23 protein-coding genes are annotated in these 23,551 nt (G+C 68.0%); 13 read left to right on the top strand and 10 right to left on the bottom strand.

What is annotated here, in order from left to right:
• Nucleotides 1-6: 6 nt before the first annotated feature.
• A complete protein-coding gene (locus tag BN3906_RS05715) occupies nt 7-435 on the bottom strand; it encodes an Lrp/AsnC family transcriptional regulator (RefSeq protein ID WP_066585241.1) in 429 nt (142 codons plus the stop codon).
• 83 nt (nt 436-518) lie between these two features.
• Here BN3906_RS05715 and BN3906_RS05710 point away from each other — a divergent pair, with 83 nt between their 5' ends.
• Nucleotides 519-1,166 (top strand): LysE family translocator, encoded by a 648-nt coding sequence (locus tag BN3906_RS05710; RefSeq protein WP_066585239.1) that lies wholly within the window; start codon nt 519-521, stop codon nt 1,164-1,166.
• Between the two features lie 57 nt (nt 1,167-1,223).
• Here the strand turns inward: BN3906_RS05710 and purB are convergent, their stop codons facing one another.
• The gene (purB, locus tag BN3906_RS05705) at nt 1,224-2,663 is read right to left on the bottom strand and encodes an adenylosuccinate lyase (RefSeq protein ID WP_174217170.1); all 1,440 of its coding nucleotides are present in this window, start codon (nt 2,661-2,663) and stop codon (nt 1,224-1,226) included.
• Between the two features lie 152 nt (nt 2,664-2,815).
• Between purB and BN3906_RS05700 the strand changes: the two genes are divergently transcribed.
• Nucleotides 2,816-4,084, top strand: coding sequence for an HNH endonuclease signature motif containing protein (locus BN3906_RS05700; RefSeq protein WP_066586192.1), 1,269 nt, complete (start codon nt 2,816-2,818; stop codon nt 4,082-4,084).
• On the opposite strand, the gene BN3906_RS05695 is transcribed toward BN3906_RS05700, so the two are convergent.
• From BN3906_RS05695 to purD, 4 genes are read right to left on the bottom strand one after another with little or no spacing between them, the layout of a single operon-like run.
• Nucleotides 4,051-4,914: an Fpg/Nei family DNA glycosylase gene (locus tag BN3906_RS05695; protein WP_066585235.1), complete on the bottom strand. Its 864-nt coding sequence runs from the start codon at nt 4,912-4,914 to the stop codon at nt 4,051-4,053. The two genes, BN3906_RS05700 and BN3906_RS05695, sit on opposite strands and share 34 nt — an antisense overlap.
• The gene (locus BN3906_RS14670) at nt 4,907-6,022 is read right to left on the bottom strand and encodes a YbjN domain-containing protein (protein ID WP_066585232.1); all 1,116 of its coding nucleotides are present in this window, start codon (nt 6,020-6,022) and stop codon (nt 4,907-4,909) included. The genes BN3906_RS05695 and BN3906_RS14670 overlap by 8 nt, the downstream gene beginning before the upstream one ends.
• Nucleotides 6,023-6,754 (bottom strand): hypothetical protein, encoded by a 732-nt coding sequence (locus tag BN3906_RS05685; protein WP_261796859.1) that lies wholly within the window; start codon nt 6,752-6,754, stop codon nt 6,023-6,025. It abuts the gene before it with no gap.
• Nucleotides 6,755-6,761: 7 nt separating this feature from the next.
• Nucleotides 6,762-8,021 (bottom strand): phosphoribosylamine--glycine ligase, encoded by a 1,260-nt coding sequence (gene purD, locus BN3906_RS05680; RefSeq protein WP_066585223.1) that lies wholly within the window; start codon nt 8,019-8,021, stop codon nt 6,762-6,764.
• 36 nt (nt 8,022-8,057) lie between these two features.
• On the opposite strand from purD, the gene BN3906_RS05675 reads away from it, so the two are divergent.
• From BN3906_RS05675 to BN3906_RS05665, 3 genes are read left to right on the top strand one after another with little or no spacing between them, the layout of a single operon-like run.
• Entirely contained in the window at nt 8,058-8,486 is a 429-nt protein-coding gene (locus BN3906_RS05675; protein ID WP_066585220.1) for an HIT family protein, read from the top strand.
• Nucleotides 8,487-8,496: 10 nt separating this feature from the next.
• Nucleotides 8,497-9,468, top strand: coding sequence for an esterase/lipase family protein (locus tag BN3906_RS05670; protein WP_237559764.1), 972 nt, complete (start codon nt 8,497-8,499; stop codon nt 9,466-9,468).
• A gap of 31 nt (nt 9,469-9,499) precedes the next feature.
• Nucleotides 9,500-10,237, top strand: a complete 738-nt coding sequence (locus BN3906_RS05665; RefSeq protein ID WP_261796858.1) for an alpha/beta hydrolase family protein — start codon at nt 9,500-9,502, stop codon at nt 10,235-10,237.
• 14 nt (nt 10,238-10,251) lie between these two features.
• On the opposite strand, the gene BN3906_RS05660 is transcribed toward BN3906_RS05665, so the two are convergent.
• Both BN3906_RS05660 and BN3906_RS05655 read right to left on the bottom strand, forming a co-directional pair.
• Complete coding sequence (locus BN3906_RS05660) at nt 10,252-11,820, bottom strand: sensor histidine kinase (RefSeq protein ID WP_078057152.1); 1,569 nt, start codon at nt 11,818-11,820, stop codon at nt 10,252-10,254.
• An 83-nt stretch (nt 11,821-11,903) separates the two neighbouring features.
• On the bottom strand, nt 11,904-12,638 hold the full coding sequence (locus tag BN3906_RS05655; RefSeq protein WP_066585211.1) for a response regulator transcription factor: 735 nt from the start codon (nt 12,636-12,638) through the stop codon (nt 11,904-11,906).
• 132 nt (nt 12,639-12,770) lie between these two features.
• On the opposite strand from BN3906_RS05655, the gene BN3906_RS14455 reads away from it, so the two are divergent.
• Both BN3906_RS14455 and BN3906_RS14450 read left to right on the top strand, forming a co-directional pair.
• Entirely contained in the window at nt 12,771-13,223 is a 453-nt protein-coding gene (locus tag BN3906_RS14455) for a hypothetical protein (RefSeq protein ID WP_147592808.1), read from the top strand.
• Entirely contained in the window at nt 13,220-13,561 is a 342-nt protein-coding gene (locus tag BN3906_RS14450) for a L,D-transpeptidase (RefSeq protein ID WP_315969030.1), read from the top strand. The genes BN3906_RS14455 and BN3906_RS14450 overlap by 4 nt, the downstream gene beginning before the upstream one ends.
• On the opposite strand, the gene crtI is transcribed toward BN3906_RS14450, so the two are convergent.
• Together crtI and BN3906_RS05640 are read right to left on the bottom strand one after the other, a co-directional pair.
• Nucleotides 13,551-15,218, bottom strand: coding sequence for a phytoene desaturase family protein (crtI, locus tag BN3906_RS05645; protein WP_066585209.1), 1,668 nt, complete (start codon nt 15,216-15,218; stop codon nt 13,551-13,553). The genes BN3906_RS14450 and crtI overlap by 11 nt on opposite strands.
• Nucleotides 15,215-16,105: a phytoene/squalene synthase family protein gene (locus BN3906_RS05640; protein ID WP_261796857.1), complete on the bottom strand. Its 891-nt coding sequence runs from the start codon at nt 16,103-16,105 to the stop codon at nt 15,215-15,217. Before BN3906_RS05640 ends, crtI begins: the two co-directional genes overlap by 4 nt.
• 91 nt (nt 16,106-16,196) lie before the next feature.
• On the opposite strand from BN3906_RS05640, the gene BN3906_RS05635 reads away from it, so the two are divergent.
• From BN3906_RS05635 to BN3906_RS05610, 6 genes are all read left to right on the top strand, one after another.
• Nucleotides 16,197-17,516: an MFS transporter gene (locus BN3906_RS05635; RefSeq protein WP_078057229.1), complete on the top strand. Its 1,320-nt coding sequence runs from the start codon at nt 16,197-16,199 to the stop codon at nt 17,514-17,516.
• Nucleotides 17,517-17,676: 160 nt separating this feature from the next.
• Nucleotides 17,677-19,473, top strand: a complete 1,797-nt coding sequence (locus BN3906_RS05630; protein WP_066585203.1) for a BCCT family transporter — start codon at nt 17,677-17,679, stop codon at nt 19,471-19,473.
• A gap of 40 nt (nt 19,474-19,513) precedes the next feature.
• On the top strand, nt 19,514-20,092 hold the full coding sequence (locus BN3906_RS05625) for a helix-turn-helix domain-containing protein (RefSeq protein WP_066585201.1): 579 nt from the start codon (nt 19,514-19,516) through the stop codon (nt 20,090-20,092).
• Between the two features lie 242 nt (nt 20,093-20,334).
• Complete coding sequence (speB, locus tag BN3906_RS05620) at nt 20,335-21,303, top strand: agmatinase (RefSeq protein WP_066585198.1); 969 nt, start codon at nt 20,335-20,337, stop codon at nt 21,301-21,303.
• Nucleotides 21,304-21,307: 4 nt separating this feature from the next.
• Nucleotides 21,308-22,345 carry a C-terminal binding protein gene (locus tag BN3906_RS05615; RefSeq protein WP_066585196.1) on the top strand — a complete coding sequence of 346 codons (1,038 nt, stop codon included), beginning with the start codon at nt 21,308-21,310 and terminating at the stop codon, nt 22,343-22,345.
• Entirely contained in the window at nt 22,342-23,550 is a 1,209-nt protein-coding gene (locus tag BN3906_RS05610) for a thiamine pyrophosphate-binding protein (protein WP_078057151.1), read from the top strand. The genes BN3906_RS05615 and BN3906_RS05610 overlap by 4 nt, the downstream gene beginning before the upstream one ends.
• Nucleotide 23,551 lies beyond the last annotated feature (1 nt).

Genomic DNA, 23,551 nt, shown 5'->3' with positions numbered 1-23,551 from the left:
CTGCCGTCAGAGCCTCTTCATGACCATGGTCGAGGTCAACCGCTCCACTCCGGGCAGCGTCCCCAGCACCGAGTCATAGAGTTCCTGGTAGCCGGTGAGGTCGCGGGTCAGGGTGCGCAGGATGTAGTCGGTTTCGCCGAAGACCCGCTCGGCGGAGACCACGGCGGGTTCGCGGGACACGGCGTCCTCGAAGGCGGCTACCGTGGCCTGATCGGTCCTGCCCATGGTGACGAAAACGAGCGCCTCAAAGGCCAGTCCGAGGGCGGCCCGGTCGATCTCGGCGTGGTAGCCCAGGATGACGCCGGTGCGCTCCAGTTCCTTCAGACGCCGGTGGCAGGAGGACACGCTGAGACGGACTGCGCCGGCGAGGTCGGTGACACTCATTCTCCCGTCATCCCGGAGCAGTGCAAGGATTTTCCTGTCGACGGCGTCCATGCGGAATATTATTGCACGGACAGGCGATGTCGGACGCAAAGTTCGAAACACATTCCCCTCATCCTGAAATAAGCTTGTGAGCTGTGGAAACAGCTCTCGTGCTCCAGTTCGCGCTCACGGCCGGCATCTTCGCCGTCATGCCCGGCGCCGACTGGGCCTACGCGATCACGGCCGGACTGCGCACCGGATCCGTGGTGCCCCCGGTCCTCGGACTCGCCGGCGGGTACATCGTCGAGGTCACCGTGATCGCCGGGGGTGTCGGAGCTGTCGTCAGCTCCCACCCTGACCTCCTCACCGTACTGACGGTGGTCGGGGCGACCTACATCGTCTGGCTCGGCGTGACCAACCTCCTCGAACTGCGCCGGGGCGTCCCCGCCCTGGTCTCTCCGGCCCCTGCCGCCGGCACAGGGACCGGCACAGGCGTGCCCTCCGACGGACTGCACCAGTTCCTCCGCGGCATGGGCGTCAGCGGGATCAACCCCAAGGGGCTCATGCTCCTCCTCGCACTGCTGCCGCAGTTCCTGACCCCCGGAGGATGGCACTCCGGGGTACAGATGGCACTGCTCGGCGGGATATTCGTACTCGAGATTCTCGTGGTCTACTCCGGCGTCGCGGTACTGGCCCGCTCCCTGCTGCGCAGCCGGCCACGCCTGGCGACGGCAGTCACGGTATGCTCCGGAATCTTCCTCACCGGCTTCGGAACCTGGATGCTCCTCGACGCACTGTTGTGAGGTGGGGGCCGTCCCCGGCGTGGAAATCACACCCGGGGACGCCTGGGGCGGTGACGCCTAGAGGATCTCACCCGGAGTGTAGGCCGCCGCCTCCGGATACTTCGCGACCACGGCGTCCACCCGTGCCAGGACGCGGTCCACCTGGTTCTCCGCGGCACCGATGAACGCGTGACGGTCAGCCAGAGCCTCCCTGAGCTGCTGCTCGTCGAGCGGGAAACGCTCATCGGCGGCAAGCCGTTCAACGAGGTCCTGACCCCCACCGTTCTCACGCATGTTCAGTGCGACGGCAACCGCGTTCTCCTTGATGATCTCGTGGGCGGTCTCGCGCCCCACCCCCGCACGCACCGCGGCCATGAGAATACGGGTCGTGGCGAGGAACGGCAGGTAACGCTCGAGCTCGCGGTCGATCATCGCCGGGAACACACCGAACTCGGACAGGACGGTGAGGAAAGTCTCGCACTGGCCGTCGAAGGTGAAGAAGGCGTCCGGCAGGGCGACCCGCCGCACCACCGAGCAGAAGACGTCACCCTCGTTCCACTGCGAACCTGCCAGGTCAGACACCATCGTCATATATCCGCGCAGGATGATCTGCATGCCCCCGACACGTTCACAGGACCTTGCGTTCATCTTGTGCGGCATGGCCGATGACCCGACCTGCCCCTCCTTGAACCCTTCGGTCACGGTCTCGTTGCCCGCCATCAGCCGGATGGTCATCGACAGGGAAGACATCGCGGCACCGGTCTCGACGAGAGCTGACAGGGCGTCGAAGTCGAGGGAACGGGGGTACACCTGCCCGACGGAGTCGAAGATGCGGGTGAATCCGAGCTCATCGGCGATCCTGCGTTCGAATGCCTCCAGCTTCCCGACATCTCCGCCGAGCAGGTCGAGCATATCCTGACTGGTGCCCATCGGGCCCTTGACTCCGCGCAGCGGGTAACGGTCCAGCAGGTTCTCGATCCGCTCGATGCCGATCATCAGTTCATCGGCGGCTGAGGCGAACCGCTTGCCGAGGGTGGTCGCCTGTGCTGCGACGTTGTGGGAGCGGCCGGCCATGACGAGGGTCCTGTACCGGGCGGCCCGCTCGCCGATGCGGGCGAGGACGGCGACGGCCTTGTCGCGGGCGATCTCCAGGGAGCGGCGGATCTGCAGCTGCTCAACGTTCTCGGTGAGGTCCCGGCTGGTCATCCCCTTGTGGATGTCCTCGTGGCCGGCGAGGGCGTTGAACTCCTCGATGCGGGCCTTGACGTCATGCCGGGTGACCTTCTCGCGCTCGGCGATGGAGACGGTGTCAATGTCGTCGATGACCCGTTCATAGTCTTCGATGACGCCGTCGGCGATGTCCACCCCCATCTCCTTCTGGGCCTTCATCACGGCGATCCACAGGCGGCGCTCGGCGAGGATCTTGTCCTCCGGGCTCCAGATTCGGGTCAGCTCCGGGGAAGCGTAACGGTCGGCCAGGACGTTGGAGATCTTCTTCTTGTCAGCCACGGCGTCCAGTATCCCACACCGCCCTCCCCTCGCCGGCCCGGTGCCTTCCCCTGCGCCTGTGGCAGGGATCCACGGGCACCCCACATTAGAACAACTGTTGCATTACATCAGAATTTCCTGTACAGTTCACCCCAGTGAACCACCGGGGGAAGGACGCCACCATGACCACCGCAGTACAGTCACCGCACATAGGCGGTGCCGAAGTCGCCAGACACGTCCGCGACAACATCATTCCACTGGCCAACCTGGGGGACATGCTCACCGTCGTCGGGCTGCTCGCCACCCCTGTGGAAGCCCGTATCGCCACCGCCCTGGCATGGCGCGGCCGTACCCGGGCAGATGCGGTCCGGTTCGGTCACGCAACAGACGTCGCCGAACGTATGCCCGAACTGTTCACCCTCGCCCAGGAATCCGGACGGCTGGCGGTGGACCATCTCGATCTTGTCTGGTCCAGGATCAACCGCCACATGTCCACTGTCCCCGTCAGTCTGACGGAGGAGACCCGTACAGGACTCGACCATGTCGTCGAGCCTGCGGTGGTCTCCTGGTTGTCGGAGAACGGCGAGGGAACCTGCACCGTCAACCTCGCGGATCTGCGGGATCTCATCGATGCGGTCCTCCTGGACAAGGCCCCCGGACTCTACGCCGAGACCGCCAGAGCAGAGAGAGATTCGGCGACACTGCACCGTCGGGGCAGGGTACTCTCACTTCACTGCGGCAACGAACTGACCGCCGCCGGCATCGACAGGGCACTCACGGACAAGGCGAAGCAGATGATCGCCGGCCTGCGGCACAGTCGCGACGAGGCCGATGACCCAGGGGCTCTTCCCCCGCTCCCGACCAGAAACGAGATCAAGGCCCAGATCCTGATGGGCATGCTCGGTGACGACCCGGAGACGTTGACCGTACGGGTCAATCTCTTCCGGGCCACCGTCGACGACGTCCACGGCACCGGTGCCGCCTACTCCCCCGAAGTCGGCTGGCTCGACGTGGAGGCGGCAGAACGTCTCGAAGATCTCGCACGCACCTCCCCGAACGGGACGGTTCAGGTCCTCCCCACCCGGCGCGTCGAACTTCCCTCCACGGAGGCGTACCGGTGGCCGGTGCTGGTGCAGATGGCCGCGGAATCCCGTGACGGTCACTGCAGGTTCCCCGGATGCACCGTTCCCGCGGTCCGATGCGAGAAAGACCACATCGAGAACTCACCCCACACCGATCCCACGTCCGACGGGGCAACTGAGCTGGAGAACGTCCAGAACCTCTGTCCCGAACACCACAGAGTCAAGACCACCCGGTTGTGGACATGCAACTCCCCCGACGGCGGTCACACAGTCTGTTGGACGGGGCCGAACGGGGAGGAGCACACCACCTACGCTGCAGGCCCCCTGTCACACTTCTACCGTGACGATCCCGACGGACCGGTCAACTGAACAGGCTGACAGACCGGGCACCAGTAGATCTTCCGCCCGGACAGCACACCGGTCTGCACCGGCGTGCCACACACCAGACAGGGCTGACCGGCGCGCCTGTACACATACACTTCGCCGCCGTGGTCATCCCTGCGCGGAGCCCTGCCCATCGCCTCCGGTGTGTGCCGGGGCCGGACCGTGTCGATACGACCGGTACGCTCACCGGCCTCCATGAGCAGGACCAGATCATCCCAGACAGCGGTCAACTCCCCGGACCGCAGCTCGCTGCCCCGGCGCTGCGGACAGATACCCTGCCGGAACAGCACCTCCGTCCGGTAGATGCTGCCCACCCCGGCAAAAAGACCCTGGTCCATCAACAGTGCGCCGACCGGTCTCGACGAGCACAGGGTCCGCCGCACCGTCGACTCCAGTTTCCCCCGGTTGAGTACGCCGACCCCCGCCGAACCGTGGACCGGCAGCAACGGGTCAGCTCCCAGTTTCGCGATCACGGCGTCCTCCTCCTCCGGAACCACCAGGGCACAGCTCTGCGGCCCACGGAGGTCGGCGACCTCGTGCCCGTCACTGATCCGCAACCGCACCTGACCATGGGGAGGCGCTGCAGGCCCGAAGCCCATGGTGCCGATCAGTCCGAGATGGATGTGCACCGTCCCCGCGGAGAAATGCACGAACAGATGCTTTCCCCAGGCCGTGGCGTCAGACAGGACTGAACCGTCGATCAACGCCGCCTCCGTGGCAAAACGCCCCTGCGGCGAGCTCACGGACACCACCCGACCACCGAAAGTCCTGACCAGTGCTGCGGCGAGCCGGTGGACCACGTGCCCTTCAGGCATCAGCTTCACCGGAGATCTCGGCCGCCATCAACCGCAGCATCTCACCGACAGCCCGACGGTCGCGGGAGACAGCGTCATCCAGTTGGGCGTCCGACAACCCGGAACCCACCGGACGGTGCACCGCACAGGTGAGAGTTCCCCGGTCGAAGACCGCGACGACCCCTCCTGGCAGCGTGTTCACCCGGTTGCACAAAGCTCTCAGCCACTCCTCCACGTCGTTCGTGTCATCGTCACTTTCCGGGCCACCTGATCCCGGCGAGCCCAGCGTCACACCATCCGTCACGGACAGAGTGCCGTCGTGAAGTGCCACGTCAGCCCCGGCAGCGAACCTGAGGTAGCCGTTTCCACGGCGTCCTGACGCCCCGGGTTCCCTGTGCTCGGTCCTGCCTTCCAGTGATGTCCCGATCCTCGCGAGCAGAACTGCCGGAGTCCGACCGCCCACGAGACCGAACCTGTTTCCCGGGGTGACGGCAGCCGTGACGTCACCGTGGGCGACCTCCTCCAGCACCGCGTCCACCAGCACCGCGTCCACCGGCACCGCGTCCACCGGCACCGCGTCCGGCTGGCGGTCTCCGGACTCACCGGCCCTGTCACCACCGGCCCTGTCACCACCGGCCACGGTCTGCAGTCCACGTTCGGCGAGGAAGCTGCCGAATGCACTGAATCCTGCCAGTGCGCGGCGCAGCCATTCGTCGAGCTGCTGCACGGTCACCCCGACCCCGCACACCAGTTCACTGTCCGCTGTGACCGTCACCCGGCCGGAGCGGTCGACGCCGACCTGCGCCCGCGGTACCGTGTGCCCGGCGTTCCAGGTGCCCGCCAGCGTGAGCAGCTTCCCGGAGTCGCTGTCACTCTGTCCTTCCCACAGCCCTTCGAGTGCGAATGTGAGCGGGGCCGTGCGCACTGTGGTGGCGACCGCGAATCCGCCGACCTGCGTGACGGGCCGGTCACCTCCGATCTCGGCGAGTACCCGGTGGAGCACTGCGGAGGCGGCGTGGGGGTCGACCTGTGGCGATGGGAGTATCTCTGTCTCGCCGGGGTCCGGGGCATGTCTCCACTGGCGGACCGTTCGCCGTGACCGGCCCGGGGCTTTTCTCCGACCGAACATCTAGTCCTGCCCCTCCATGACCTCGATAATGTGTCTGACCTGCTTTTCTGCCAGGTCGGTGAGGATCTGTGTGTCGGTTACCCCGGATGCGGCGATGCGGAAGTGGACTCCGTCGACGGTCCCTGTGATGGTGGTGACCAGTTCTTCCCCGGGTGTCACCGAGTCGCTGAGGACGGTGATGACTGTTGTGTCGTCCGGGGATGCCAGTGATGCTCTGCTCGAGTCCGCCCGGAAGTGTGTCACTGATCCGTCGTCCCTGGTCCTGGTGAAGTCACTGCACCGGTCCGCGCTGACTCTCCCTGAGGCGAGGCTTGCGGTGTCGCCGTCGTCGGAGGTGGAGACGACTGCGTCGACGACGGCGGGGTCGTTGGAGTCTTCGGGGAGGAACTCGACGGCCCCGGTGGTGTCCCCGTGGTCGTGGAGTTCGGCGATGATCGAGGTGGAGGTCGGCACGAGGGCGGCACAGTAGTCCGGTTCCACTTTCACGGATGCGGCCTCGGCGTCGATCTGCTGGCCGAGGTCGTCACCGGCGTCCCGCAGGACTTCGGCGACACTGTTCCAGGTGTATCCGGGTGGCGTGTCGTCCCTGGTCATCAGCATCGTGGACACTGAGGAGGTGTCCACCATCCGGTCACTGTCGGAGCCGCAGGCGCTGACGAAGGCGCAGGCGGTGCAGGTGAGGAGACCGGTGCATATCTCGGGAACGGTGGGGGCTCTGCGCGTCCTGGGCACTTCGGTTCTACTCCGGTACCTGTATGCGGCCTTCGACCGCGGCGAGGCCGATGTCCGACCGGTAGTGTCCGCCGGGCAGGGACACTGTCGCGAGTTCGCGGTAGGCGGCGTCCCGCGCGTCCTCGAGGGTCGCCCCGGTTCCCACGACGTTGAGCACCGGTCTCTTATTGGCGGCGACACCGGCGGCACGCACTCCGCGGGCTTCGTCGCCGGCGGCGGCACCGTCGAGGGGTACGCCTGTGACCGGGGCTTCCGGGTATCCTCCGGCGGCGAGTACCACGGTCACCGCGTACCCGTCCCTCCATGTCAGCGGGGGGAGTTCGGCGAGCCGGCCTTCCGCCACGGCGGAGAGCACTCCGCCCAGCGGGGTCTCCAGCAGTTCGAGCACCGCCTGGGTCTCCGGGTCCCCGAACCTGCAGTTGAACTCGACGACTGCGGGGCCGTCATGGCCCCAGGCCAGTCCCGCGTAGAGGAGTCCGGAGAACGGGCATCCCTCTTCGACCATCTGCCTGGCCACGGGGGTGCACACCTCGTCGACGATGCGCTGCACTCCGTCGGCGGGCAGCCACGGCAGGGGTGTGTAGGCTCCCATGCCACCGGTGTTGGGCCCCTCGTCACCGTCTCCGACCCGTTTGTGGTCCTGGGCCGGCAGCAGCGGAACCACTGTCGGTCCGTCGACGAGGCAGAAGAGGGAGATCTCGGGCCCGTCGAGGAAGCTTTCGAGCAGTACGGGGTTGCCTGCTGCGTGGACGGCGCGTATGTGTGCCCGCGCCTCGTCCCTGTCGGTGGTGACGACCACCCCCTTACCCCCGGCCAGGCCGTCGTCCTTGACCACCCAGGTGGGGCCGAACCGGTCGAGGGCGGCTTCGATGTCGGCGTCTCCGGCTCCGGTGCCCACGGTTTCGGCCCGTGCCGTACGGACACCGGCGGACGCCATGACGCCCTTGGCGAAGGCTTTGGAGCCCTCGATGCGGGCGGCTGCACCCGAGGGACCGAAAACGGCGAACCCTGCCTCACGCAGGGCGTCCGCCACTCCCGCGACGAGGGGGATCTCCGGGCCGACGACCACCAGGTCCGGGGCCAGGGCGCGGGCCAGGTCGACCACGGCCGCGGCGTCCTCCCCCCGTGTCTCCGGGTGCAGGGTGGCGACTGCGGCCATTCCGGGGTTGCCGGGGGCCACGTGCACCTCCGTCACCTGGGGGTCCTGCGAGAGCGAGTAGGCGAGGGCGTGTTCACGGGCTCCGTTGCCGATGACGAGTGTGCGCATGGTCAACGATCTTAACGGGTCGCTACGATCGGACCCATGGCCTCCGTCTTCAGCAAGATCATCGCCGGTGAACTTCCCGGCCGTTTCGTGTACCGCGACGACACCGTCGCAGCGTTCCTGACCATCGAACCCGTCGCCTACGGGCACACTCTCGTCGTCCCGGTCGAGGAGGTGGACCGGTGGACCGACCTCGACCCCGCTCTGTGGGCCCACCTCAACGAGGTGGCCCAGCGCATCGGCGCGGTCATCGTCGACGCCTTCGACGCCCCGCGTGCCGGCTACCTCATCGCCGGGTTCGAGGTCCCCCACACCCACATCCATGTCTTCCCTGCCGCGGACATGTCCGGCTACAACCTCGCCACGGCCCTGGGCATGGACGAGACCGACCCGCAGAGGATGGATGACGCCGCGGAGAGGATCCGCGCGGGTCTGCGGGCCCGTGGTGTGGAGAACGTCCCGGGATAGGACTGTCACCGTGAAGGACAACGGGAACAGTGACGGGGTCCCTGAGGACCTGACCTCCTACATCGACGCTCTCACCGCCGCTGCGGCCGCCGAGGCCGCCGACCCTGGCCAGCATTCCTGGTCTGAGCAGCTCGCCTCGTTCTCCGACGGGTTGCGCAACACCCTGGGTTTCACCTCCCGGCTGGTGAAGCTGGCCCCCGCCCCGCCGGGTGAGGACGCCGTGCCCATCGGCGCGCGGCAGAGTTTCGCCGGCTACGTCGACGACCTCTGGTGGGCCCGGCCTGTCGACCGTCGTCCCTGGCCGGTCGTTCTGGTGCACGGCACCATTTCCTCGAAGGCGGTGTGGCAGAACCTCGTCACCCGACTGCGTGACGACGGTTTCGTGGTCTTCGCCCCGGACTACGGACGCCACGGTACCGGTGAGATCCGCCAGTCGGCGATCGACGTGGGCGCGTACATCAACCAGGTGCTGCGGGCCACGGGGGCGGAGAAGGTTGACATTGTCGCCCATTCCCAGGGTGGGCTTCTGTCGCGCTACCTCATCAACGAGATGGGCTTCGACGACCGGGTCCACCATCTCGTCACCTTGTCGGCCCCCCACCACGGTACGTCGTTGAACGCGCAGCTGACGTCCCTGCTGTCCACCAATGAGCTGGCGGCGAAGGTCGCCGAGGCGACGGTGGTCCGGATGATGGGGGTCGCCGGGATGCAGCAGGTGGTCGGTTCCCCCCTGCTCAACGACCTGTCGTATTCGCCGGAGACCCGGCCGGGGGTGCGTTACACCTGTCTGGTGACGAGGGTGGACACGACGGTGGTCCCCCCGGAGTCGGGGTTCCTCACCGGGGACAGCGGCGGAGAGACCGAGGTGACGAACCGTTATGTGCAGGACCTGGGGGCCGGGCGTGTGCTGCACAATGAGATGCCCTCCGACCCGGAGGTGCAGCGCATCGTCCATGAGGTCCTGGTCGCGGGTCTCGGATGACTGTCGGGGCGCGCGTGGCACAGTAGGTGCCGTGACTGACCCTGAACGTGTTCCCTGGATCGGCCGGCTCCTCGACCGTCTCCCCGACGACGCCTGGGAGGAGTCGCCTCACCGGCGCCCCTACCCGCGCAGTGACGACCCCTCCACCCGCCCGGTGGTGCTGGTCCACGGGGCTGCCGGGTCCCGCAGCAACTTCACCGGAGTGGTCCCTGCTCTCCGTGCAGCGGGTCACCCCGTGCTCTCGGTGTCCTACGGCCACCACGGCACCACCGGTCTCCGCACCAGTTTCACCCGCGTCCGCGCCCTGCTCACCGGGATCGTCGCGGACGCCGGCAGGGTCGACCTGGTGGGTCATTCCCAGGGCGGACTCATCGCACTCGCGGCGTCCGGCACCCCTGAACTCCGTGGGAAGGTCGGCAGGGTGGTCGGTATCGCCGGCAATTTCCGTGGAGTGTGTCGCCCACGGTTCCTGCCTGCCCGGCTACCTCTTCCGGTTCCCGCCTGGTCGGACAACCTTGTGGGGTCGCCCGCGCTCGCCGCTGTGCTGGACTACACCCGTCGCTCCACAGTGCCGGTGGTGCAGGTCCTGTCGACGGCCGACCGGATCGTCCCGGTCGACCGGGCCCGGGCCTTCCTGTCCGACGACCCGGTCAGCGGGGTGCCCGCCCACCGCGGTCCGGTACGTGTCCTCACCGTCACGGGGACCGCCCACGAGAACCTGCCCTACAGCCGGGAGGTCGGTGAACTGGTCGCCGGGGTGCTGGGGTGACAGGGTGCCGGGGTCTAGCTGCGGCCGCCTGTGTCCCCGAGGTCCCCGGCGTCACCGAGGTCCCCGGAGTCACTGAGGTCCTCGAGGTCTTCAATGTCCCTGTCGTCGAGCATTTCCGCGGCGGCGGGCAGCCGGACCCGGAAGGTGGTTCCCTCACCGAGTTCACTTTCCACCGTGATGGTCCCGCCGTGAGCCTCCACCAGGCTCTTCACGATGGAGAGGCCGAGTCCCGAACCTCCTGAGGCTCTCGAGCGTGACACGTCGGCCCGGTAGAACCGTTCGAAGAGGTGGGGGACGTCGGCGGCGGGAATGCCCGCCCCGTCGTCGGTCACGTCGAATCCGACGGTCGCCGGTTCAGTCCCGGCGGGGGACCTGGTGAGTGTGAGTGTGACCCGGGCGTCCTCACCGCCGTGTCTGAGGGCGTTGGTCAGCAGGTTGCCGATGACCTGGTGCAGACGGTCAGAGTCACCGATGGTCAACGGAATCGACCCGGTCCCGTTGACGAGGGTGATCTCCCGGCCCGGGAAACCGGCGCGCGCATTCTCGACCGCGGCGACGCCCAGGTCCAGCAGGTCGACCGGGTCGCGGCGCATGGGACGGCCCTCGTCCATCCGCACCAGGGTGAGAAGGTCCTCGACCAGCAGGCTCATCCTCCCCGCCTCCGAGGAGATCCGGTCGATGACCATGTCGGCGTCTTTCGTGGCACCGGACTTGTAGAGGTCTGCGTAGCCGCGGACACTGGTCAGCGGGGTCCGCAGCTCGTGGGAGGCGTCCCCGATGAATCTGCGCATCGACGCCTCGGCCTCACGCGCCTGGCGTTCGGAGTTGTTCATCGCGATGAACGCGCCCTGGATCTGGGCGAGCATCCGGTTCAGTGCCCCCGACAGCCGGCCGACCTCGGTGTTGGGGGACCATTCGGGGACACGTTCGTCGAGCTGCCCCTTGGCGATCCGTCCCGCTGTCCGTTCCACCAGGTACAGCGGCTGCAGGGCCCGTCGTATCAGGTAGAGGCTCGCCACGACGAGAAGCACCAGTACCACCAGCCCGATGGTCACCAGCACCACGATCAGCTGGCTCATGATGTGGAACTCGCCCTCCATCGGCAGTGCCACGACTGTCACGGACCCGGATTCGTTGATCACCGCGGCGGCGCGCCACGGTGTCGTCGACGAGGAGCCTTCCCTGGCGGGGACCGTGACCGGCGGGGTCTCCTCCGTGAGACTGGACACGTCCGGGGCTGAGGTCCAGGACGCCGGGATGTTGACGTAGACCGTGGTGCCCCTGTCGATGATGCTGACGTAGAACTGGCTGGGCGGGCGCGAGGGCCCGGGCTGGGTGTCACTGCCCGTGGCGGAGTCGCCGAGGGAGGAGTCGGTGGGACGGTTGGCCCACTCGCGTGTCGCGGTGGTGAGCTGCTCATCGACCCGGTTGACGAGGAACTGCTGCATCATCCCGGTCACGACGGCACCGGAGACGGCGAGACCGAGGGCGGCGAGGGTCGTCATCACGATGACGAGCGACACCCTCAGCGGAAAATGGGACAGGAAGACCCCGGGGTACCGCCGCCGGGTGCCTTCCCGCATGCCGGAACGGATACCGGATCTGCCGCCGGCTCTGGTACTCGCCAAAAGTCAAGCTCCCGTCGGTAGTCCTGTCGTCTGCCGGGTCAGTTCCGCGGAAGACGCAGGACGTAGCCCACACCACGGACGGTGTGGATCAGTCGCGGGTCCCGGGTGTCGATCTTGCGTCGCAGGTAGGAGACGTAGGACTCCACGACGTTGCCGTCACCGCCGAAATCGTACTCCCACACCGCGTCGAGGATCTTGGCCTTGGAGACCACCACTTCGGCGTTGATCATGAGGTAGCGCAGGAGCTTGAACTCCGTCGGCGACAGGTCCACGACCTTCCCCGCCTTCGTCACCTCGTGCATGTCGTCGGAGAGTGTCAGGTCGGCGTAGGTGATGAGGGACTCGTCCTCCTTCTCCTCCGGCTGTACGCGGCGCAGGATGACCCGCAGCCGGGTGATGACCTCCTCGAGGGCGAAAGGCTTGGTGACGTAGTCGTCCGCGCCGAGGGTGAGGCCGTGGATCCGGTCGTCGACGGCGTCCTTCGCGGTGAGGAACAGGACCGGGGCGTCGTCACCGGCTTCTCTCAGCCTGTTGAGGAGGGTGAACCCGTCCATGCCGGGCATCATGACGTCGAGGATGTAGGCGTCGGGGTGGAACTCACGGGCTATCCCCAGTGCCGTGGCACCGTCGTTGGCGGTGCGGACCTCGAAGTCCTGGAACTCGAGGCGGGCCTTGATCAGGTCGGCGATGTTGGCTTCATCGTCGACGACGAGCACCCGGGTGCCGTGGGCGGAGACATTCTGGTGGTTCTGGTGGGTCAGGGGCACGGTCATGGGTCCTAGTCTGGGGAGGCAGTCCGGAAATCAGGTGCAATGCCGCTGTATTTTACCTGTGGAACTGCCACGTGTTCCCCGGTAGGTCGGGAAATCCCGTGGACGGCGGGGCCGGCAGGTAGAATTGTCGCCGTGACGAACAACTACACCTACCGCGGACGCCACCGCGCGACCACTGCGCAGACTGTGACCACCCGGACCCGCCGGAGCATCGCGCTCGCCGGCGCCTCGGCCGCCGCCCTCGCCGGGCTCGGTGCCGGGCCCGCGGCCGCTGACCCCGTCGACGATCTCCGTGCCGGGATCACCGACGGCGCGCTCAACGCCCACGACAGTGCCCTCGCGGCGCTCGACACCCTCGACGCCCTCGACACAGTCCCCGAGATCCCGCAGGAGGTGCGTGACGTCTACGGTCAGGGCGTCACCGACCTGACCGACGCCGTCGCCCCCGGGGCCCTCGCCCAGCGTGAGGCCTGTCCCTTATCCACTTCCAGCTGTCCATACGAGACAGGTGCGCCGACGCCGCCACGGCGGAGCAGTCCCGCAGGGACGCCTGGAACGACACCTCCTCGACCCCGTGCCCTGTGACCGCGGACGCCTGCGTCGACCTCGACGGCAGGCGGGCCTGGCTGCAGGACGGCGGGAACACCGTCTACGGTCCCGTCTACATCTCCTCCGGCGCACCCGGGGCGGACACCGAAACCCCGCGCGGGACCTTCCACGTCACCTACAAGGTCCGCGACGAGGTCAGCCGGGAGTTCAACAACGCCCCCATGCCGTACTCCGTGTACTTCACCAACTCCGGGCACGCCTTCCACGAGGGTGACCCCGACGTCGAGTCGGCCGGCTGCATCCACCTGTCCGGGCCGGATGCGGTGGCCTTCTTCGACGCCCTGGAACCCGGCGACGAAGTCTTCATCTACTAGAACCGGAACTGTCCGGCAACGGGGCCCGGCCGGGTGTCCCCCGCCCTGTCTCGAGCCTCTCGAGGACGTTTTCGGCGCTGATGAGACACATCGGCACGCCGACGCCGGGGGTGGTCGTCGACCCGGCGTAGAACAGGTTCGACACCGCCCGTGACCGGTTCGTCCCCCGCAGGAACGCCGACTGCCGCAGGGTGTGCGCCAGTCCGAGTGCCCAGCCGTGCCAGGAGTTGTACCTGTCGGCGAAGTCCGCCGGCCCCAGGGTGTGGCGGACCACCACCCGGGACGCCAGGTCCGGGATTCCCGCACGGTCGGCCACCAGTTCGGTGACCCGGTCCGCGATCCGCGCCACCCCTGCCGATTCCACGGACCCCTCCCCGGCGTGGTCGCCGTGGCCCAGCGAGGGATCCGCGGCTGCGGGGACCAGGATGAAGAGATTCTCGTACCCGTCGGGGGCCACGGCCGGATCCGTGGCAGACGGCCTGGACACGTACACGGACTGCGAGACCCCCTGCCCGGCCGGGGTGCCGCCGCCGTCGAACACGGCGGCGAAGTCGGGTCCCCAGTCCCTGCTGAAGATGAGTGTGTGGTGCGCGAGTTCCGGCAGTGCCCCGCGGACGCCCAGCATCACGACCACGGCACCCACCCCGGCGTCCACCTTCCTCCAGTGTCTCTCCGGGTAGGTGCGCAGTCCCTCCGGGACCAGGGTGGTCTCGGTGTGGTGCAGGTCGGCCGCACTGACGACGACATCGGCGGGCACCACGGTGCCGTCCGCCAGTTCCACGCCCGTCGCCCGGGCCCGGGCCGGCCAGATCCGGCCGAGACCCGGCACCCGGCGAAGGGGGTTGGCCCGGGGCCGGTCGGTCCTGACGGACGTCACCTCCGCCCCGGTCCGAACCTGTGCACCGTTGCCGACGGCCAGGCGGTGGAGGGAGTCGACGACGGCGGCGAAACCGCCCACCGGGTACTTCACCCCCTGGACCAGGTCGGTGTAGCTCATCAGCTGGTACATGGCGGGCAGCGCCGAGGGCCTGGACGAGAGGAACACCGCCGGGTACGACAGGATCTGGCGCAGCCGCCGGTCGTTGAACCTTCGGTCCACCAGGTTCTCCAGGGACCCGGTGAGCAGCCGGGCGAGGCGTCCTGAACGTTTCAGCACCTCGGGTGCGAGGAACGGTGCCGGGGAGGTGTAGCTGGTGTAGAGGAAACGGTCGACGGCGGTACGGTAGGTGTCCCCCGCCTCCCTGAGGTAGCGGCGGACCTCGTGGCCCGCGCCCGGTTCCAGGGACTCGAAGAGGTCGGCGACAGGGTCCTCCCCCACCGGCACGTCGACGGGGGGAAGTCCCTCCGACAGCACCCGGTAGCCCGGGGACAGGTCCACCAGGTCGAGTTCGTGGGCGGTGTCCGTCCCCATGAGGGAGTAGAAGCGGTCGAACGCCTCGGGCATCAGGTACCAGCTCGGGCCGGTGTCCCACCGGAACGCGGTCCCGCCGTCCCAGGGTGTCGTCAGCGACCCTGCCCGGCCTCCGAGGTCGTCGTTCCTTTCCAGGAGGGTCACGGAGTACCCGTGGCGGGACAGGAGTCCCGCGGTGGCCAGCCCTGCGACTCCTCCGCCGACCACGACAACACGGACAGGGTCTCCGCTGCCCCGGGCCGTCACGACAGCACCGCCCTTCCCGCAGCCTTTGCCGTGACCAGCGCCTTCACCGGCGCCGGGACGCTCACCCGGACCGCGCGGGGGCCGGTGAGATCGTCGACGGGCGTGGCACGCAGGCGGTCGAGGAGTTCCCGGTACAGTGCCGCGGCGTACAGTGCCGCGGCCGCGGCGACGCCCGCCCTCGCGCCGACGGGCAGGGCGGGGATCCGGGTGCATCCGACGTCGAGTTCGTCGGCGCATTCGTCGAGAAGCCGGTCCCTGGCGTCCCCGGTGAACGGTTCGGGCAGGTAGCTGCGGTGCAGGACGGAGGTGTCCGCGCCGATGTCACGCAGGAAGTTGATCTTCTGGAACGCCGACCCCATCGATGACGCCCCCTCACGCAGCCAGTCCCGGTCAGCCGTGACCGAACCGTGCGTGATGAAGATGTCCAGGCACATCAGGCCGATGACCTCCGCGGACCCGTGGATGTAGGACGCCAGGGACCGCCTGTCGTGCACGACCGGGTCGAGGTCACTTCGCATGGAGGTGAAGAAGGCCTCCATGTCGGCGGGGTCCAGCCGGCAGCGCCGCGCCGTCCCCGCCCAGGCGTGGAGCACCGGGTCGGTGTGGAAACTGCGTCCGGGGGCGGATGTCACCGCCTGCGCGTACGCGTCGAGCAGTTCCCGGACGCGCTGCGGGGATTCGCCTGCCGTGGTCGCGGCACCGTCGACGATCTCGTCGGCGACACGGACCACCGCGTAGAGGTTGCGGATGTCACGCCGCACCGGCCGGCCGAGGAGCCTTGTGGCGAGGGTGAAGGAGGTCGAATAGCGGGACATGACGCCGGCGGCGACCCTGTCCGCCAGGTCGTCGTACAGGGTCCCGGGTTCCAGCCTCCACCGTGATTGCACGGCTCAACTCTAGCCGGTGGGGGGACAGGGTACCGACGGAACACGGGGAAGAGGCGGGGATGTCCACGGCGGACGCCGTATTCTCGTGACCATGAGCGCACCCGCCCCCGCCGCAGACGCTGTAGTGTCGTCCGTCCACCGCACCGACCGTCGGACCGTCACCGCATGGGCTTTCTGGGACTTCGGTTCGGCGGCCTTCAACGCCGTCCTGGTGACCTTCATCTTCTCGGTGTATCTCACGGATTCGGTGGGGGACTCGGTCTCCGGCACGGTCGGTGCCTCGACCTGGTACGGCGTGGCCATGGCGCTGGGCGGGGCCGTCATCGCTCTGACCGCACCGGTGGTGGGACGCCGTTCTGACGCCCGGGGCCGGCGACGACGGGCGGTGCGGACCTGGACCCTCGTCACGGTGGCCCTCATGGCGGTCCTCGTCGTCGTCGGTGACGACGCGCCCGGCTACTTCTGGTTCGGGGTGACCGTCATGGCGGTCGCCTCGGTGACCTTCCAGTTCGCCGAGGTCGGCTACTTCGCGATGCTCAACCAGGTCTCGGTTCCCGGGACCGTCGGCAGGGTCAGCGGTTTCGGGTGGGCGATGGGCTACTTCGGCGGGATCATCCTCCTGCTCCTGTGCTACGTCGGTTTCATCGCCGGCGAGGGTGACACGCGCGGGCTCCTGGGCCTCCCGGTCGAGGACGGGTGGAATGTGCGCGCTGTCGCACTGTTCGCGGCGGTGTGGTTCCTCGTGGCGTCCCTCCCGTTGTTCCGTCGTATCCCCGAGGTGCCCGCCACCGTGGGTGGTGCGGCGGGTGTCGGGTGGCGGGACTCCTACCGTGCACTCTTCCGTGACCTCGGGATGCTGTGGCGCACCGACCGCCGGGCGGTGTGGTTCCTCGTCGCCTCAGCGGTCTTCCGTGACGGTCTGGCCGGCGTGTTCACCTTCGGTGCGATCCTCGCGGTGTCCGTCTACGGGTTGTCCGACTCTGATGTGCTCCTCTTCGGTGTGGGTGCCAATGTCGTCGCTGCAGTGGGCGCACTGGTGGCCGGCCGGGTCGACGACCGGGTGGGACCGGTGCCGGTCATCGCGGTGTCGCTGGTGCTGATGGTGGCGGACGCCCTGGTGCTCTTCCTCGTCGACGGTCCCGCCATGTTCTGGGTGTTCGGGCTCGTCCTCTGCCTGTTCGTCGGACCGGCACAGTCGGCGTCCCGGTCGTGTCTGTCGCGGATGTGCCCGCCCGGGCGGGAGGGGGAGATGTTCGGTCTCTACGCCACCACGGGGCGGGCGGTGAGTTGGCTGGCTCCGGCAGCCTTCGCCCTGTTCACCGGGGTTTCCGGCAGTGACAGGGCGGGGATTCTGGGCATCGCGCTGGTGCTGCTGGCAGGTGTCGCCCTGCTCCTGCGGTTGGCGAGGTAGCACCGTCGTCACCTGAGGTTTTACGTGGCTTTTACCCTGGGTGGCCATCCCCGGGGTGCGACCCGGCTGAGTGTCCCATAACGTGAAAAACCTTACCGGAGTTGCGTAGAGTGCAACCCGTTGCGCTTTACGATGAGACACCCACGGAGAGAAGACCGCCATGTCCCACCAGGAAACCGCCGAACTGCTCGATGAACTGCGCCGGTCCAGACGACGACGCCCTTTCCGACTTCCACCCCGACTGGACCCCTGGGTCTTCGGCTTCGCCGCCGTACTCGCCGTAGCCTTCGTCATCTGGGGGTTCACCTCCCCCGACAGCCTCGGCTCCGTCGCCTCCTCCATGCTCGACTGGACAGTGTCGAAACTCGGCTGGCTCTTCGTCATCGCAGCCGCAGTCATCACCCTGTTCATCCTCGTCGTCGCACTGTCACGACGGGGACGGATACCGCTGGGCCGCAACGGCGAACCCCCCGAGTACCGGACCCTGTCGTGGATCTCGATGATGTTCGCCACCGGCATGGGCATCGGACTGGTGTTCTACGGAGTCGGGGAACCCCTCTTCTTCTACATGTCCCCTCCCCCGGACACCGTCGCCGCCCAGACCCCCGAGGCCGGGGTCACAGCCATGGGGACCGCCCTGTTCCACTGGTCACTGTTCCCCTGGGCGATGTACGCGCTCGTCGGCCTGGGAATCGCCTACGGGACCTTCCGGCTCGGCCGCACCCAGCTGTTCTCCTCGATGTTCGAGTCGCTGTTCGGCCGCGGCGTCGTCAACGGCCCCGGAGGACGGGCGATCAACATCCTCGCCATCCTCGCCACCCTCTTCGGGTCCGCCTGTTCCCTGGGCCTGGGCGCACTGCAGATCGGAGGCGGAATCGTCTCCGCGGGCATCGCCGACTCCGTCGGCAACTCCCTGCTCATCCTCATCATCGCGATCCTCACCGCATGCTTCGTCGCCTCCGCCGCCTCCGGAATCTCCCGGGGCATCCAGTGGCTGTCGAACATCAACATGGTGCTGGCACTGCTGCTGGCGGTCCTCGTCTTCATCGGCGGGCCGACCTTGTTCATCCTCAACATCATCCCGCAGACGGTCGGCAACTTCATCGACCAGCTGCCGCACATGGCGTCCCGCACCCCCTCAGACGACCAGCCCGAACTCAAGGAGTGGATGTCAGGGTGGACGGTGTTCTACTGGGCCTGGTTCATCTCCTGGACCCCCTTCGTGGGCATCTTCATCGCCAGGATCTCCCGCGGACGGACCATCCGCCAGTTCGTCGCCGGCATCCTCATCGTCCCCTCCGTCGTCTCCCTCATCTGGTTCGCCGTCTTCGGCGGCGGGGCGATCGGACTGCAGGAACGGGCGGAACGGGCCGGTGACGTCTCGGCGATGCTGTCGAAGGAGGCCGAAGGCGGGGACATCAACTTCGACACCGTCCTGTTCGACATGCTCGGGCAGCTCGGCCTGCCCGGGGCCGTCCTCACAGTCGTCACGGTGATCACCGTGCTCCTCATCGCCATCTTCTTCGTCACCGGCGCCGACTCCGCCTCCATAGTGATGGGCGGACTGTCCGAGAACGGTGCGGTGGACCCCTCCCGCAGGACGGTCATCTTCTGGGGTGTGGCCACCGGAGCGGTCGCGGCGGCCATGCTGCTCGCCGGAGGAGACGACCCCTCCGCCGCCCTCACCGGACTGAAGAACATCACCATCGTCTCCTCCGTCCCCTTCCTGTTCGTGCTGCTCCTGCTGTGCGTCAGCCTGTGGCGGGACCTCTCCCGCGACCCCATGGTCATCCACTACGACCTGGCTCGGGTGGTCCTGGAGAACTCCGTGCACGAGGGTGTGGAGGAGCACCACGGCAAGCCGTTCATCATGCAGTCGGTGGAGGCGGAGTACGTCGAAGACCCCGAAAAACTCGTCGAACACGGAGATCTCGACCGCAGACGGCCCCGGGAGTGACCTCCACCGTCCTGCGCTGCAGATGTGAGACCATGGTCCCATGCGCTCACTGCCACTGGAACCGGAGAACCGCCGTATCGAGATCGGTGCCCGGCTCCGCGCCATCCGGAAGGCCCGCTACCTCACCATCGACGACGTCGCCAAGGTCAGCGGCCTGACCAAGGGGTTCATCTCCAGGATCGAGCGCGACCAGGTCTCCCCGAGTCTCAACACCCTCGTGGAACTGTGTGACGTGCTCTCGATCCAGATCGGTTCCCTGTTCGAACCGCTGGAGGTCCAGGTCGTCAGGGCCGGCGAAGGCCCGCACCTCGAGCTCGGGGGCATCGAGGCCGAGGAGCGGCTGATCTCTCCGCGGCACGAGTCCCGGGTGCAGGTGATCCGCTCCACCATCGGCCCGGAGGGACGCTCCGGCGACGAGCTCTACTCCCTGTCTGCGGACGTGGAGCTGATGCACGTGCTCAGCGGAGAGGTGGACGCCATCTTCTCGGGGGACAGCTGGCGCCTCGGCCCCGGCGACACCGCCACATTCAAGGGGACCGAACCGCACAGCTGGTCGGTCGCCAGCCCCGGGGGCGCCGAGGTCATATGGGTCCTCGTCCCGGCACTGTGGAAGCTCTGACGCAAGCTCTGACCTCCCGATCTCTAACCTCCCGGACACATTTCCGGAACACCGGGGTAAACAACCCTGCCTATTTTCAGTTCACGAGGCCGGGAAACCCCCGGTCTATTCGTCGTTTCCACATGATGTGACGCACGACATTCCCTCTTGACAGTGTGATGCACCTCTACTAATTTCGCCCCTGTCAGGCTTACTGTCAGACATCATCTGTTTCCCGTTAGGCAACTTCGGAGGTTGTTCCCTTGTCCACTCCCATCGGTCCCGTCGACAGTTCCAGAGTCCCCCGCTACAGCGGCCGCGACGGTTTCGCCCGACTGCCACGCCTGGACCAGGTAGACCACGCAGACATCGTGCTCGCCGGCGTCCCCTTCGACACCGGCGTCTCCTTCCGCCCCGGAACCCGGTTCGGGCCGACCCACATCCGTGAATCCTCCCGCCTGCTGCGCCCCTACAACCCCGCCATGGACGCCTCCCCCTTCGAACTCGTCCAGGTCGCCGACGCCGGAGACATCCCCGTCAACCCGTTCGACATCCGTGAAGCCGTCGACGCCGTCGAAGACGCAGCCTTCGGACTCACCTCGGACGGAACCCGGCTGATCACCCTCGGCGGTGACCACACCATCGCACTGCCCCTGCTGCGCGCCGCCGCCCGCCGCCACGGACCTGTCGCACTTCTGCACTTCGACGCCCACCTCGACACCTGGGACACCTACTTCGGCGCCGAGTACACCCACGGCACCCCCTTCCGCCGGGCCTTCGAGGAGGGCATCCTCGACACCGAGGCACTCTGCCACGTCGGCACCCGCGGCCCCCTCTACGGCAAGCGTGACCTCGAGGACGACCGTCGCTTCGGCTTCGGCATCGTCACCAGCTCGGATGTCTTCCGCCAGGGCGTCGACGAGATCATCGCCAAGCTCCGGGACCGCATCGGAACCCGCCCCGTCTACATCTCCGTCGACATCGACGTGCTCGACCCCTCCCACGCCCCCGGCACCGGCACCCCGGAAGCCGGCGGCATCACCAGCCGGGAACTCCTCGAGATCCTCCGCGGTCTGCGGGGACTCAACATCGTCGCCGCCGACGTCGTCGAAGTCTCCCCCGCCTACGACCACGCCGACATCACCGGTATCGCCGCCTCACACGTCGCCTACGACCTCGTCACCCTGCTGGCGCTGCGGCGCAGCGAAGAACGCGCCGCAGAGCAGGCCTGAGACCATGGCACACGTCCACGTCACCGACACCGGAGGACTTGACGTCACGCCCGCCGTCGACCTGCTCACCGCCGCAGGTCACTCGGTGACCCTGCCCGGCACCGGCACCGGCACCGGCACCGGCACAGACCACGCCACGGCCGGAGCACCCGCGGACACCGAAGCGCTCATCGTCAGCTTCGCCAGGATCGACGCCACCGTCCTCGACGCACTCCCCCACCTCCGGGTCATCGCCACGACCACCATGGGAGCCGACCAGATCGACACCCGAGCCGCCGCCGTACGCGGTGTGGAGGTCCACACGCTTCCCCCGCTGTCCGCCGAAGATGTCGCCACCCACGCGCTCGCCGGCACCCTCAGCCTCCTGCGACGACTGCCGCAGGCCCGGGCAGCCGCACCGGAATGGGATTTCACCCGGATCCCCGTCCCGCCCCGGATCAGCGGACTCACCGTCGGGATATACGGGATGGGCAGAATCGCCGGACTCTACGCCCGGTACGCCCGACCCCTGTTCGGTCACGTCGCCGCCTACGACCCCTACCTGCCCGCAGACGCCTGGCCGGAGGGGATCGACCGGGTCACCGACCCCGACGACCTGTTCCGCTGTGCCGACGTCCTCACCCTGCACGTGCCCCTGACAGAACAGACCAGGCACACCGTCAACGCCCGCACGCTGGCCCTCATGCCGGCCGGATCCCACATCGTCAACGTCTCCCGCGGGGAACTCGTCGACGCGCAGGCGCTGATCCGTTCCCTCGACAGCGGCCACACCGCCGGGGCCTTCCTCGACGTCCTCGAGGACGAACCACCGGCCCCGGACAGTCCCCTGCTCCACCGGGACGACGTCACCGTCACCCCGCACACCGCGTTCTACAGCTCCGCCACCGCCCGGAGCTACGTCACCACCCCGGCGCGCGCCGTCGCGGACGCCCTGGAACGCACACAGAACCACAGCCCGTCCCCGACGCCCAACCCCGACGCCCACCCAGGACGCACCATGAACGAACGCACCATGAACGAACACACCCAGGACACACCATGAACGAACACACCCGCACCGGCGGCGACGTCGTCGTCGAGACACTCACACGTCTCGGCGTCACCGACGTCTTCGGCATACCCGGACAGCACGCCCTCGGACTCTTCGACGCCCTGGGACGCAGCGACATCCGGTTCATCAGCTCCCGGGTGGAGAACAACTCCGCCTTCAACGCCGACGGTTACGCCCGGGCCACCGGCAGGGTGGGCGTCCTCCTCGTCTCCACCGGACCGGGGGCACTGACCACACTCGGAGCACTGCAGGAGGCCTACGTCACCGGCGTACCCGTCCTCGTCATCTCCAGCCAGGTGCCCCGGCGCGGTCTCGGAGGCACCCGCAACGGGCTCCTCCACCAGCTCGACGACCAGCAGAAGAGCGCGCAGAACGTCACCCGGTACACCGCCGTCGCCCGCGACGCCTCCCACATCCCCACCCTCCTCACCGACGCCTGGTCCGTGGCGACCACCGCGCCCGCCGGACCGGTGTGGGTCGAGATCCCGGAGGACGTCCTCCTCGGCCCCGCCGACATTCCCCCGGTGACCGACATCCGGCCCCGGCCGACACCCCGGCCCGCACGGTCCGAGCTCACCGCCGAAGCTGCGCGGCTGCTGGCGTCCTCCCGACGCCCTGTCATCCTCGCCGGCGGAGGAGTCCGCCGGTCCCCCACCGGGAGCGGGGGCCTGCGCCACGTCGCCGAAGCTCTCGACGCCCCCGTCGTCTCTACTGTCGGAGGCAAAGGCGCGTTCCCCTTCGACCACCCGCTCAGTGCGGCATCCTGGATCGAGGACCGGTACACCACAGACCTGCTCGAGGATGCCGACGTCCTCCTCGCCGTCGGAACCTCACTCGGCGAGGTGACCAGCAACTACTTCACCCTCAGCCCGCGCGGTACCCTCATCCAGATCGACGCCGAACCCCGGGTCCTGTCCTCCAACCACCCGTCGCTCGGGATCCCCGCCGACGCCGGCGAAGCGCTCAACGCCCTCGCCGACGCACTCGCCGACAGGCAGACGGGGCAGAGGTGTCCCCGCCGGGGCCCCCGCCCACCCAGGGGGGAGGATACCCATAGAGGGGGGGCGCCCCGTCCCGGGACGGGGCCCGCTCTTATAACCACGCTAAGTGGGGAAAAGAGGACGGCCCCGACCCCCCCGCCGAGACGCCCGCCGACACACCACGCCGGGACGGCAGCACCGTCGCCGCGGAACTGAG

The sequence above is a fragment of the Corynebacterium provencense genome (genome assembly GCA_900049755.1).
GTDB lineage: Bacteria > Actinomycetota > Actinomycetes > Mycobacteriales > Mycobacteriaceae > Corynebacterium > Corynebacterium neomassiliense.
The sequence above is the reverse complement of the archived record's forward strand: the minus strand, read 5'-3'. Positions and strand labels throughout refer to the sequence as shown.